This window comes from Micromonospora sp. Utrum1, from assembly GCF_057197805.1.
Window position 1 is genome coordinate 6,516,729 of the sequence record NZ_CM170071.1, and the last position, 11,591, is coordinate 6,528,319.

10 protein-coding genes and 1 tRNA gene are annotated in these 11,591 nt (G+C 74.2%); 5 read left to right on the forward strand and 6 right to left on the reverse strand.

Annotated elements, in window-relative coordinates; genetic code table 11:
• Positions 1 to 121: 121 nt before the first annotated feature.
• From thrC to argS, 4 genes are all read right to left on the reverse strand, one after another.
• Entirely contained in the window at positions 122 to 1,171 is a 1,050-nt protein-coding gene (gene thrC, locus AC0OLQ_RS30595; RefSeq protein ID WP_484529083.1) for a threonine synthase, read from the reverse strand.
• 114 nt (positions 1,172 to 1,285) lie between these two features.
• Positions 1,286 to 2,596 carry a homoserine dehydrogenase gene (locus tag AC0OLQ_RS30600; protein WP_484529084.1) on the reverse strand — a complete coding sequence of 437 codons (1,311 nt, stop codon included), beginning with the start codon at positions 2,594 to 2,596 and terminating at the stop codon, positions 1,286 to 1,288.
• Positions 2,593 to 3,978 carry a diaminopimelate decarboxylase gene (gene lysA / locus AC0OLQ_RS30605; RefSeq protein WP_484529085.1) on the reverse strand — a complete coding sequence of 462 codons (1,386 nt, stop codon included), beginning with the start codon at positions 3,976 to 3,978 and terminating at the stop codon, positions 2,593 to 2,595. The genes AC0OLQ_RS30600 and lysA overlap by 4 nt, the downstream gene beginning before the upstream one ends.
• On the reverse strand, positions 3,978 to 5,642 hold the full coding sequence (gene argS, locus AC0OLQ_RS30610) for an arginine--tRNA ligase (RefSeq protein WP_484529086.1): 1,665 nt from the start codon (positions 5,640 to 5,642) through the stop codon (positions 3,978 to 3,980). Before argS ends, lysA begins: the two co-directional genes overlap by 1 nt.
• A gap of 98 nt (positions 5,643 to 5,740) precedes the next feature.
• Between argS and AC0OLQ_RS30615 the strand changes: the two genes are divergently transcribed.
• From AC0OLQ_RS30615 to AC0OLQ_RS30630, 4 genes are all read left to right on the forward strand, one after another.
• Positions 5,741 to 6,562, forward strand: coding sequence for a thioredoxin-like domain-containing protein (locus tag AC0OLQ_RS30615; protein WP_357339279.1), 822 nt, complete (start codon positions 5,741 to 5,743; stop codon positions 6,560 to 6,562).
• A gap of 10 nt (positions 6,563 to 6,572) precedes the next feature.
• On the forward strand, positions 6,573 to 7,244 hold the full coding sequence (locus AC0OLQ_RS30620; RefSeq protein ID WP_484529087.1) for a DUF305 domain-containing protein: 672 nt from the start codon (positions 6,573 to 6,575) through the stop codon (positions 7,242 to 7,244).
• Between the two features lie 179 nt (positions 7,245 to 7,423).
• The gene (locus tag AC0OLQ_RS30625; RefSeq protein WP_484532473.1) at positions 7,424 to 8,119 is read left to right on the forward strand and encodes a winged helix-turn-helix domain-containing protein; all 696 of its coding nucleotides are present in this window, start codon (positions 7,424 to 7,426) and stop codon (positions 8,117 to 8,119) included.
• 74 nt (positions 8,120 to 8,193) lie between these two features.
• A tRNA-Arg gene (locus tag AC0OLQ_RS30630) sits at positions 8,194 to 8,265 on the forward strand.
• Positions 8,266 to 8,310: 45 nt separating this feature from the next.
• Here the strand turns inward: AC0OLQ_RS30630 and ligD are convergent.
• Together ligD and AC0OLQ_RS30640 are read right to left on the reverse strand one after the other, a co-directional pair.
• Entirely contained in the window at positions 8,311 to 9,270 is a 960-nt protein-coding gene (gene ligD, locus AC0OLQ_RS30635; protein WP_484529088.1) for a non-homologous end-joining DNA ligase, read from the reverse strand.
• 54 nt (positions 9,271 to 9,324) lie between these two features.
• Positions 9,325 to 10,098: an isocitrate lyase/PEP mutase family protein gene (locus AC0OLQ_RS30640; protein ID WP_484529089.1), complete on the reverse strand. Its 774-nt coding sequence runs from the start codon at positions 10,096 to 10,098 to the stop codon at positions 9,325 to 9,327.
• A 53-nt stretch (positions 10,099 to 10,151) separates the two neighbouring features.
• On the opposite strand from AC0OLQ_RS30640, the gene pdxR reads away from it, so the two are divergent.
• The gene (gene pdxR, locus AC0OLQ_RS30645; RefSeq protein ID WP_484532474.1) at positions 10,152 to 11,552 is read left to right on the forward strand and encodes a MocR-like pyridoxine biosynthesis transcription factor PdxR; all 1,401 of its coding nucleotides are present in this window, start codon (positions 10,152 to 10,154) and stop codon (positions 11,550 to 11,552) included.
• The last annotated feature ends 39 nt before the right edge of the window (positions 11,553 to 11,591 follow it).

Sequence of the window (11,591 nt, forward strand, 5' to 3'; positions counted from 1 at the left end):
GGCGTTACCCACTCCTGGAAAGGGGTGTACGGGGTGCCCAGAGTCTGCCGCACGCGATCACGCTCCCACGCACTGACCCCGGCCGGCGTGACGGCGCCCGCTCCGGCCCGTCGCGGGCCGGTCAGACCAGGTCGAGGGAGCGGGCGGCGGCGAGGGCGTCGTTGGCGATCGTCACCGGGGCGGGCGCCGTGGAGATGGCCCACTCCGGGTCCTTGAGGCCGTGGCCGGTCACCGTGCAGACCACGGTGCCGCCGGCCGGCACCCGGCCGGCGGCGGCCTGCTGGAGCAGGCCGGCCACGCTGGCCGCGCTGCCCAGCTCGACGAAGACCCCGACCTCGCGGGCCAGCAGCCGGTACGCCGAGAGGATCTCCCGGTCGGTCACCGCCGAGATCAGCCCGCCCGAGGCGTCCCGGGCGTCGATCGCCTTGGTCCAGCTCGCCGGGTTGCCGATCCGGATGGCGGTGGCGATGGTGGACGGCTCGGGCACCACCTGGCCGGTGACGATCGGGGCCGCGCCGGCCGCCTGGAACCCGTACATCTTCGGGGCCTTCGTGGCGTTGCCGTCGCGCAGGTCCTCCGAGTAGCCCATCCAGTAGGCGGAGATGTTGCCCGCGTTGCCCACCGGCAGGCAGTGGATGTCGGGCGCGTCGCCGAGCGCCTCGACGATCTCGAACGCGGCGGTCTTCTGCCCGTGCAGCCGGTCGATGTTGACCGAGTTGACCAGCGCGACCGGGTAGTCCTGGGCGAGCTTGCCGGCCAGCGCCAGGCAGTCGTCGAAGTTGCCCTGCACCTGGAGCAGCTTCGCGCCGTGCACCAGCGCCTGGGCCAGCTTGCCCAGCGCGATCTTGCCCTGCGGCACCAGCACCGCGCAGGTGATCCCGGCGCGGGCCGCGTACGCGGCGGCGGAGGCGCTGGTGTTGCCGGTGGAGGCGCAGATGATCGCCTTGTCACCGGCCTCGACGGCCTTGGAGACGGCGACCGTCATGCCCCGGTCCTTGAACGAGCCGGTCGGGTTCGCCCCCTCGACCTTGAGCCACACGTCGGCGCCGACCCGGGCGGAGAGCACCGGCGCCGGCAGCAGCGGCGTGTTCCCCTCGTGCAGGGTGACGACGGGAGTCGCGTCGGTGACCGGCAGCCGGTCCCGGTACGTCTCGATCAGACCCCGCCACATGTCGCCCTCCTCGCCTCTGTCGCCCCGGTCGCGCGGGGGCTCCTACCAGCGTGGACCAGCCTTCCCGACCGGCCGCCGGCACACCTCCCCTTAACCATCAGGCGGGACGGGTGGCTACGCCCCGCCCTCGACCCGCAGCACGCTCGTCACCGAGCGGACGATGTCCAGACCGCGCAGCTCGCCGACGGTGGCCGCGAGCGCGGCATCCGGCGCCACGTGGGTCACGATGACCAGCTCGGCGTCGGGGCCGCCGCCGGCCGGGCCTTGCCGCACGGTGGCGATGGAGACCTCCTGCCGGGCGAAGACCCCGGCCACCGCCTCCAGCACACCCGGCCGGTCGGCCACGTCCAGGCTGATGTGGTAGCGGGTGAGCGCCTCGCCCATCGGCCGCACCGCCAGGTCCGCGTACGCCGACTCGCTGGCCGCGTGCACCCCGGCGAGGCGGTTGCGGGCCACCGCCACCACGTCGCCGAGGACCGCGCTGGCGGTCGGCGCGCCGCCGGCGCCCCGGCCGTAGAACATCAGCTGCCCGGCCGCCTCGGCCTCGACGAAGACCGCGTTGAACGCGTCGCCGACGCCGGCCAGCGGGTGGGTCAGCGGGATCATCGCCGGGTGCACCCGGACGCTGACCGTCTCGCGGCCCGCCGCGTCGGCGCCCCGGGCGGCGATGCAGAGCAGTTTGATGGTGCAGCCCATGGCCTTGGCGCTGGCCACGTCGGCGGCGGTCACCTCGGTGATCCCCTCACGGTGCACGTCGGCGGCGGTGACCCGGGTGTGGAACGCCAGCGAGGCGAGGATGGCGGCCTTGGCCGCCGCGTCGAAGCCCTCCACGTCGGCCGTCGGGTCGGCCTCGGCATAGCCCAGCTCGGTGGCCTCCTCGAGGGCCTCGGCGAAGCCGGCGCCGGTGGCGTCCATGGCGGAGAGGATGAAGTTGGTGGTGCCGTTGACGATGCCGGTGACCCGGTTGATCCGGTCCCCGTGCAGCGACTCGCGCAGCGGGCGCAGCAGCGGGATGGCCGCGGCGACGCTGGCCTCGTAGTAGAGGTCCGCGCCACCCTCGGCGGCCGCGTCGTGCAGGGTCGCGCCGTCCTCGGCGAGCAGCGCCTTGTTGGCGGTGACCACGCTCTTGCCGGCGCGCAGCGCCTCGACCAGCCAGGTGCGGGCCGGCTCGATTCCGCCGACGACCTCGACCACCACGTCCACGTCGTCCCGCTTGATCAGGCCGAGCGGGTCGGTGGTGAACAGGGCGGGGTCGACCGGCAGGTCGCCGCGGTCCCGGCCGACCCGGCGGACGGCGATGCCGGCGATCTCCACCGGGGCGCCGATCCGGGCGGCGAGGTCGGCCGACTGCTCGTGCAGCAGCCGCACCACGTCGCTGCCGACCGTGCCGCAGCCGAGCAGCGCCAAGCGAACGGGTGAGGTCATCCCACATCCAATGCGAGCAGGTCGTCTTCGGTCTCCCGGCGGACGATCAGCCGGGCGCGACCGTCGCGGACGGCGACGACCGGGGGCCGCGGGACATGGTTGTAGTTGCTGGCCATGCTCCGGCAGTAGGCCCCGGTGCCGGGCACCGCGACAAGATCTCCGGGCTGCACGTCGGCGGGCAGGAATTCATCCTTCACCACGATGTCCCCGGACTCACAGTGCTTTCCCACCACGCGGGCGAGCATCGGCTCCGCGGCCGAGGCCCGGTTGGCCACCGTCGCCGAGTAGGACGCGTCGTAGAGGGCGGTGCGGATGTTGTCGCTCATCCCACCGTCGACGCTCACGTAGGTGCGGATGCCGTCGACGTCCTTCACCGTGCCGACCTCGTAGAGGGTGAACACGGCGGGCCCGACGATGGCCCGGCCCGGCTCGATGGACAGGTGCGGCACGGCCAGCTTCTCCGCCGCGCACTCCCCGTCGACGATCTTGCGCAGCCGCTTGGCGAGCTCGTGCGGCGCGGCCGGGTCGTCCTGGGTGGTGTAGGCGATGCCGAAGCCACCGCCCAGGTCCAGCTCGGGCAGCTCCACCCCGCGCGCGTCGCGGATCTGCGCCTGGAGGGCGAGCACCCGGCGGGCGGAGACCTCGAAGCCGCTGGCGTCGAAGATCTGCGAGCCGATGTGCGAGTGCAGCCCGCGCAGCTCCAGCACGCCCTCGTCGAGGATCTTGAAGGCGGCCGCGGCGGCCGCCCCGCCCGCGAGGGAGAAGCCGAACTTCTGGTCCTCGTGCGCGGTGGCGATGAACTCGTGGGTGTGCGCCTCCACGCCGACGGTCACCCGGATCAGCACCTTCGGGCTCACCCCGCGCTCGCGGGCCAGCGCGGTGAGCCGGTCGATCTCGGCGAACGAGTCGACGATGATCCGGCCCACCCCGGCGTCCACGGCCCGGGTCAGCTCGGCCACCGACTTGTTGTTGCCGTGGAAGCCGATCCGCTCGGGCGGCATCCCGGCCGACAGCGCGGTGGCCAGCTCACCCCCGGTGCAGACGTCGAGGAACAGGCCCTCCTCGGCGATCATCCGGACCACCGCGCGGCAGAGGAACGCCTTGCCGGCGTAGTAGACGTCCGCGTCCGGGAAGGCGGCCCGGAACTCGCGGCAGCGCGAGCGCAGGTCGTCCTCGTCCAGCACGTACACCGGGGTGCCGAACTCGGCGGCCAGCTCGCGGACGTCCAGGCCCGCGACCGACAGGGCCCCGCCCGCGCCGCGCGTCACGTTGCGCGGCCACAGCTGCGGGACCAGCTCGTTGACGTCGACCGGGGTACGCAGCCAGGCCGGCCCGCGGTTGCCGATGTCGCCGTGCAGGGCGCCGGCCTCGTGCGCGCGCATTACATCCGCTCCGGGGCCGAGACGCCGAGCAGGCGCAGGCCGTTGGCGATGACCACCCGGGTGGCGTCGTTGAGCCAGAGCCGGGCCCGGTGCAGGTCGGTGACCTCCTCGTCGCCGCGGGGCAGGATCCGGCAGTTGTCGTAGAACCGGTGGTAGGCCTGCGCCAGGTCCTCCAGGTAGTGCGAGAGCCGGTGCGGGGCGCGCAGCTCGGCCGCGGCGGCCACCACCGACGGGAACGCGGCCAGCTCCTTGAGCAGCTCGTTCTCCTTCTCGTGGGCGAGCAGCTCGGCGTGGAAGTCGGCGGCCTCGCCCCGGGTCAGCCCGACCTCGGCGGCGTTGCGCCCGACGCTGGCCGTCCGGGCGGCGACGTACTGCACGTAGTAGACCGGGTTGTCGCGGGTGGCCCGGGTCCACAGCTCCACGTCGATGTCGATCGGCGAGTCGCTGGAGTAGCGGGCCAGCGCGTAGCGGGACGCGTCCACGCCGATCGCGTCGACCAGGTCCTCCAGGGTGACCACGGTGCCGGCCCGCTTGCTCATCCGCACCGGGGCGCCGTCGCGGAGCAGGTTGACCAGCTGGCCGATGAGGATCTCGAGGTTGCGGTCCGGGTCGTCGCCGAAGCAGGCGGCCATGGCCTTCATCCGGCCGATGTAGCCGTGATGGTCGGCGCCCAGCATGATCACCACGCGCTCGAAGCCGCGCTCGCGCTTGTCCAGGTAGTAGGCGCAGTCGGCGGCGAAGTAGGTCCACTCGCCGTTGGACTTGCGCAGCACCCGGTCCTTGTCGTCGCCGAAGTCGGTGGTGCGCAGCCAGGTCGCGCCCTCGGACTCGTAGAGGTGGCCCTGCTCCCGCAGCCGGTCGAGCGCCTTGTCCAGCTCGCCCCGCTCGTGCAGGTCCTTCTCGTTGAAGTAGGTGTCGAACTCGACGCCGAAGTCGCGCAGCGACGACTTGATCTCGGCGAACATCAGCTCGACGCCCTCGACCCGGAACACCTCCTGGGCGGCGGGCTCGGCCAGGTCCAGCACCTCGGGCCGGCGCTTGACCACCTCGGCCGCGATCTCCGCGATGTACGCGCCGCCGTAGCCGTCCTCCGGGGCCGGCTGACCCTGGGCGGCGGCGAGCAGCGACCGGGCGAACCGGTCGATCTGGGAGCCGGCGTCGTTGAAGTAGTACTCGGTGCCGACGTCGGCGCCGGTGGCGCGGAGCAGCCGGCTGAGCGCGTCGCCGACCGCCGCCCAGCGGACCCCGCCGATGTGCACCGGGCCGGTCGGGTTCGCCGAGACGAACTCCAGGTTGATCCGCTGGCCGGCGAGGGTGTCGCTGCGGCCGTACGCCGGGCCGGCCTCGACGATGACCTTGGCGAGCTGGCCGGCGGCGGCCGCGTCGAGCCGGATGTTCAGGAAGCCCGGGCCGGCGATCTCCACCGACTTGATCCCCGCAGCCCTGCCGAGCTGGTCGGCGAGCGCGGCGGCCAGGTCCCGCGGGGGCACCCCGACCTTCTTGCTGAGCTGCAGCGCCAGCGTCGAGGCGTAGTCGCCGTGCTCGGGGTTGCGGGGTCGCTCGACGGTGGTCTGCGCGGGCAGCGCGGAGCGATCCAGGCCCCGGTCCTCGAAGACGGCGTGGGCTGCGGCGAGGACGACCTCGGCGAGTTCTGCGGGAGTCACCGAACCATGTTATCGGGGGTAGACTCGGTCCCCGCGGCGGCGACCCAGCATGTGAACCGGCCCGCGGCTCCCCTGACCGACCGACCTGACGAGGCACGATGAGCATCAGCACCCCGGGCGGCCCAGAGCGCCGCCCGACCGTGGTCAGCACCGGCAAGAAGCCGGCCGCCGGCCGGCCCGCGGCTGCCGACAAGCCCGCCGACGGCAAGGCGGGGGCCGGCAAGGGCGCCACGCGGCAGACCGGTGGCAAGGGCCGCAAGCCGGTCACCCCGGTGAAGGTGAGCCAGGGTCGCTCCTGGGGTCCGATCGCCCTGTTCGTGGCGGTTGGCGTGCTTGCCGTCGGCATCATCGGCGTCGGCGCGTGGGCGGTCTACCGGGGCTCGCAGCCCTGGCAGGACCGGGCCGACGCGATCAACGGCATCGTCGACTTCCGCAAGAAGGACAAGGACCTGGTCAAGGGCGGTCAGCACCAGCCGGGCCCGATCAAGTACGACGTCCTCCCGCCGGTCGGTGGCCCGCACAACCAGGCCTGGCAGAACTGCATGGGCGACGTCTACGACGCCCCGATCGCCAACGAGCACGCGGTGCACAGCCTGGAGCACGGCACGGTCTGGATCACCTACCGCCCCGACCTGCCCGCCGACCAGGTGGCGAAGCTCAAGGCCAAGGTGCAGGGCAAGGAGAAGCTGATGCTCAGCCCGTTCGAGGGGCTGGACAAGCCGATCTCGCTGCAGGCCTGGGGCTTCCAGCTCAAGGTCGACAACGCCGACGACAGCCGGATCGACGAGTTCATCAAGACCCTTCGGGTGAACGCCTCGGTCGAGGGCCCGACCGCGCTCTGCGACCAGGGCGTCACCGCCACCGGCACCACCCCGCGGGACAACCTCGGCAACAACATGCCCGAGCAGCCGACGCAGTGAGGACGCCGCGATGACCGCTCCGGTGACCGCGGACACCGAGCGCGACGAGGCCCCGGCCGACGAGGGTGGCCGGCCGGCCGTGCGCCGCTTCGGCGTCCTGGCCCTGGCCGCCGCCGTCGTGGTCGGGCTCCTCCTCGGGTACGCGGGCGGCCTGCTCACCCCGACGCTCACCCGCCCCGGCGAGAACTCGCCGGAGGCGGGCTTCGCCCGGGACATGACCGCCCACCACTCGCAGGCGGTGGCGATGGGCCTGCTGGCGTTCCGGCAGGGCCAGGACCCGGAGGTGCGGCAGATCGGCGGCGACATCGCCACCGGCCAGCAGGGCGAGATCGGCACCATGCAGACCTGGCTGCGGTCGTGGCAGCTGGACCCGACCGGCGACCGGCCGCCGATGGCCTGGATGCCGGAGGGCGCGGGCGCGGTGAAGAACGGGCTGATGCCCGGCATGGCCACGCCGGAGGAGATGGCGAAGCTGCGGGCGGCCACCGGGCGCGAGTTCGACGTGCTGTTCCTGCAGATGATGATCCGGCACCACGTCGGCGGGGTGCACATGATCGACGGGATCCTCGACCAGGGGCACGACGACGACGTGCTGGCGGTCGCCCAGGTCATGAAGAACACCCAGCAGACCGACCTGGCCAACCTGTCGGCGGCGCTCAAGCGCCTCGGCGGCACCCTGTAGCACCCGCTCGGACGAAAGGCCCGCGTCGTGCGCGACGCCGGCCCTTCGCGTACCCGGACCCGGGTCATGCCCGTTATGGCGGTTTATAACGTTTTGGGTTGAACAACCCATTGCACGGCTTGGAGACTTTTCTCCATACATATCGTGACCAGTTGCGATTCGGGCTCGTTGCGCAGGACGTGGGGGTTGCACTCAGAGACGCAGGGCGGTCGGTGACCAGCTGGTGCCGACGCCACACCATCGGCGGTGACGGAGCGGTGGCAGCCGTCCGTCGCGGACTGCGGCAGGGCGAGCCGGGAACGCTCAGTCGCGAACAGGAACTCGAACTGATCGACGTGCTGCGGGGCGTCCACCCCGACGAGTTCGGCCTGGACGAGGAGCTCTGGACGCGACAGAGCCTGACCACCCTGATCGAGCGCCAGTTCGAGCTGACCATGGACGCCGGCACCGTCGGGGCGTACCTGCGGGCCTGGGGGTTGGGTCCGCGGGAGCCCCGCGAGCGGGCCTGCGGGCTCTGCGTCGGCGCGGTCGAGCGCTGGGTACGCAGCGAGTACCCGACGATCACCCGGGCCGCCCAGGAGCACGCCGCGGAGGTCTACTGGATCGGCCGGGTACGCCTGCGCGGCACCATGCCGGCGGCCGACGTGATCTCCGCGGTCTCGTCCCGGGGCCGGGTGCGCTTCATGATCACGACTCCCACGGTCGACCCGCCGCTCCCCCGCGACTTCGTGCTGCGGCTCAGCGGCGCCGAGGAGCGCACGGTGCACCTGATCGTCGACGGCTCCTGGCCGCGCAACGAGTGGCCCCGCCGCCTGCCGCGGCGGATCGTGCTGCACCCGCTGCCGAGCTGCGGTCGTCCCGTGGCCGCCGCCTGATCCGCGACGATCGACGCACGGGGTGCCGATTCGGTGTTCCGGGAAGGCGTTTGCTACTCTTCTCGGGTCGCTGAGCCCCCGTAGCTCAGGGGATAGAGCACCGCCCTCCGGAGGCGGGGGCGCAGGTTCGAATCCTGCCGGGGGCACAGACACGAAGAAGCCCGGGCCGCTGGCCCGGGCTTCTTCGCATGTCAGCCGGCCTCGCGGCGGGCCTTCGCGCGGCGCTTCCCCTCGTGCATGGCCTGCACCCGGGCCACCGGGATGGCCCGCCCCTCGGCGACCAGCTCCTCCGGGAGCCGCTGCGGCGCCGGCAGCGCCTCCGCCCACGGGTCCCGGTCGCCGAGCAGCGCCGGCACCGTCCGCACGGTGAACTCGGCCGGCGTCACCGCCTCGACATCGGCCCAGCCGACCGGGTACGACACCGGCGTGCCGGGCCGGATCCGCGGGCTGTACGCGGCCACCACCGTGGCCCCGTACGACCGGGTGGAGTCGACGAAGACCCGGCCGCCCCGGTCCTCGACGATGAAGGCGGTGGTGGCCAGCGCCGGGTCGAGCCGTTCGGCGCGGGCGGCGAGGGCCCGGGTCGCCGCGGCGGCCTCCTCGGCGGTGGTCGCCGGGCCTACCGGCACGATGACGTGCAGGCCCTTGGCCCCGCTGGTCTTCACCGCCCCGCTCAGCCCGGCGTCGGTCAGCGCCTGCCGGACCAGCAGCGCGGTGCGGACCGCCATGCCGAACGAGTCGCCCGGCGGCGGGTCCAGGTCGAGCACCAGGTGGGTGGGGTGCTCGGGATGGCCGGCGTGGCCGAGCGTCGGGTGGTACTCGACCGCCCGCTGGTTGGCGAACCAGAGCAGCGTCCGCCGGTCGTCGCAGAGGGCGTACGAGATGCTGCGGTGTGAGGCCTCCGCCCAGACCGAGGTGCGGCGCACCCAGTCCGGCGTGTATTTCGGCAGGTTCTTCTGCATGAACGGGTCCTGGCCGGGCCGTACCCGGACCACCGACAGCGGCCGGTCCCGCAACCCGGGCAGGATCCGCTCGTGGACCGCGTCCAGGTAGTCGACCAGGTCGCGCTTGGTGGCCCCGGCCCCGTCGAACAGCGGCTGGTCCAGGTTGGTCAGCGACACCCCGTCCCGGGTCTCGTCAGCGGCGCCCATCCGCCCATCCTGCCGTCCCGGCCGCTATCCGGCGACCCGACGCGGCGACGCGGGTCAGGATCCGAACGGGTCGCCGCCGGCACGGACGGTGGCGAGCAGCTCGGCGGCGCGGGCGCGGGCGGCCGCGTACACGCCGGAGCCGAAGCTGATCCGGGCCACGCCGAGTGCGGCCAGCTCGGCCGGTGCGGGCGCGCCGGGCCGGGCCATGACGTTGACCGGAGCGTCCACCTCGGCGACGAGATCGCGGATCTGCGCCGGGTCGGCCAGCAGGATCGGGTAGACGCTGTCGGCCCCGGCCGCCCGGTAGCGGCGGGCCCGGCGCACCGCCTCGGCGAGCCGCCCCGGCGCCGGCCCGTACGCCCGCAGGTGCACGTCGACCCGGGCGTTGAGCACCAGGTCGACACCCGCCGCCCCGGCGGCCGCCCGGATCCCGGCCAGCAGGTCGGCCTGCTCCTCGACGTCGTGCAGCGCCCCGGTACGCGGGTCCGAGTCCTCGATGTTGCAGCCCACCGCCCCGGCCGCCAGCAGCCGCTCGACCAGCTCGGCCGGGCGCAGCCCGTACCCCCGTTCCAGGTCGGCGGTGACCGGGACCGGCACCGCGGCGGCGATGCGGGCGACCGCGGCGAACATCTCGGCCACCGGCGCGGCCTCGCCGTCGGCGTGGCCGAGAGACTCGGCGACCGCGGCGCTGCTGGTGGCGACGGCAGGGAAGCCCGCCGCGGCCACGGCCCGGGCGGACCCCGGGTCCCAGGCGTTCGGCAGGATCAGCGGCTTCCCGGGGCGGTGCATCTCCCGCAGCGCGGCGGCCCGCCGGCTCAGTTCGGTCATGCGGTCAGTCTCGCCGTGCCGGCGGCCCGCCCGTAAGCTCCAATTCCGTGCCGATGGACTGGGCCGATCTCGGCGTCGACCTGCACCTGGAGCTGGACGCCAGCGGCGGCCGGCGGGCCGGGCTGGAACGGGCGCTGCGAGACGCCATCCGCGACGGCCGGCTCGCGCCGGCCACCCGGCTGCCGGCCACCCGCACCCTCGCCGCCGAGCTGGGCCTGTCCCGGGGCACGGTGAGCGCCGCCTACGACCAGCTGGTCGCCGAGGGTTGGCTGGTCGCCCGGATCGGCGCGGGCACGGAGGTCAGCGGGCTGCGCCGGGCCGCACCGCCGCCGGCCGCACCGCCGCCCGGGGCCCCGACCTTCCGGTACGACCTGCGCCCCGGCAGCCCCGACGTCGGGCTCTTCCCGGTCACCGCCTGGCTGCGGGCCACCCGGCGGGCGCTGGCCGTCGCGCCCGCCGAGGCGTACGGCTACGGCGATCCGCGCGGCCGTCCGGAGCTGCGCCGGGCGCTCGCCGGCTACCTGGGGCGGGCGCGGGGCGTGCTGGCCGACCCGGAACGGATCGTGGTCACCACCGGCTACGTTCAGGCCCTGGTGCTGCTCACCGGCGTGCTCCGGGACGCCGGCACTCCGGCGGTGGCCATGGAGGACCCCGGACTGGCGTTCCACCGGGAGGTGGTCCGCCGGCACGGCGGCACCGTGCTGCCGCTGCCGGTGGACGGGCTCGGCGCGCGCACCGACCTGCTCGGCGCCGGGCCGCTGGCCCGGGTGGGGGCCGCCGTGGTGACCCCGGCGCACCAGTTCCCGACCGGGGTGACCCTGCATCCGGCCCGCCGGCACGCGCTGGCCGAGTGGGCCCGGGCCACCGGCGGCCTGGTGATCGAGGACGACTACGACGGCGAGTTCCGCTACGACCGGCAGCCCGTCGGCGCGGTCCAGGGCACCGCCCCCGAGCAGGTCGCGTACGTGGGCACGGCGGCGAAGACGCTCGGACCGGCGCTGCGCCTGGCCTGGCTGGTGCTGCCGGCCCGCCTTGTGGAGCCGGTGGTGGAGGCCAAGCGCCACCTGGACCTGCAGAGCGAGACGATCGGCCAGCTCGCGCTCGCCGAGCTGATCGACGACCACGGCTACGACCGGCAGATCCGCACCGTCCGGCGCCGCTACCGGCAGCGGCGGGACCTGCTGCTGAACCGGCTGGGCGACCGGTCGGCCGTGGCCGGGGTGGCGGCCGGCCTGCACGCCACCGTCCACCTGCGACCGGGCGGCCCGACCGAGGCGGCGGTGCTGGCCGCGGCCGCCGCGCGCGGGCTCGCCGTGGGCGGGCTGGCGATGCACCGGCACCAGCCGGCGAGCGGACCTCCCGGCCTGGTGGTCGGCTACGCCCGCCCGCCCGCGCACGCCTACCCGGCCGCGGTGGACCTGCTGGCCGGTGTGCTGCGCGACCTCGACGCCTGACGAGTGGGGCGCGCCGGACCACCCGGCACTGCCGCTCTC

What these genes read in the sequence shown, in the direction of transcription:
- AC0OLQ_RS30600 (WP_484529084.1), bottom strand. Translation starts at nt 2,596, where the DNA reads ATGACCTCACCCGTTCGCTTGGCGCTGCTCGGCTGCGGCACGGTCGGC.
- thrC (WP_484529083.1), bottom strand. Translation starts at nt 1,171, where the DNA reads ATGTGGCGGGGTCTGATCGAGACGTACCGGGACCGGCTGCCGGTCACC.
- lysA (WP_484529085.1), bottom strand. Translation starts at nt 3,978, where the DNA reads ATGCGCGCGCACGAGGCCGGCGCCCTGCACGGCGACATCGGCAACCGC.
- AC0OLQ_RS30620 (WP_484529087.1), top strand. Translation starts at nt 6,573, where the DNA reads ATGACCGCTCCGGTGACCGCGGACACCGAGCGCGACGAGGCCCCGGCC.
- AC0OLQ_RS30615 (WP_357339279.1), top strand. Translation starts at nt 5,741, where the DNA reads ATGAGCATCAGCACCCCGGGCGGCCCAGAGCGCCGCCCGACCGTGGTC.
- AC0OLQ_RS30640 (WP_484529089.1), bottom strand. Translation starts at nt 10,098, where the DNA reads ATGACCGAACTGAGCCGGCGGGCCGCCGCGCTGCGGGAGATGCACCGC.
- ligD (WP_484529088.1), bottom strand. Translation starts at nt 9,270, where the DNA reads ATGGGCGCCGCTGACGAGACCCGGGACGGGGTGTCGCTGACCAACCTG.
- pdxR (WP_484532474.1), top strand. Translation starts at nt 10,152, where the DNA reads ATGGACTGGGCCGATCTCGGCGTCGACCTGCACCTGGAGCTGGACGCC.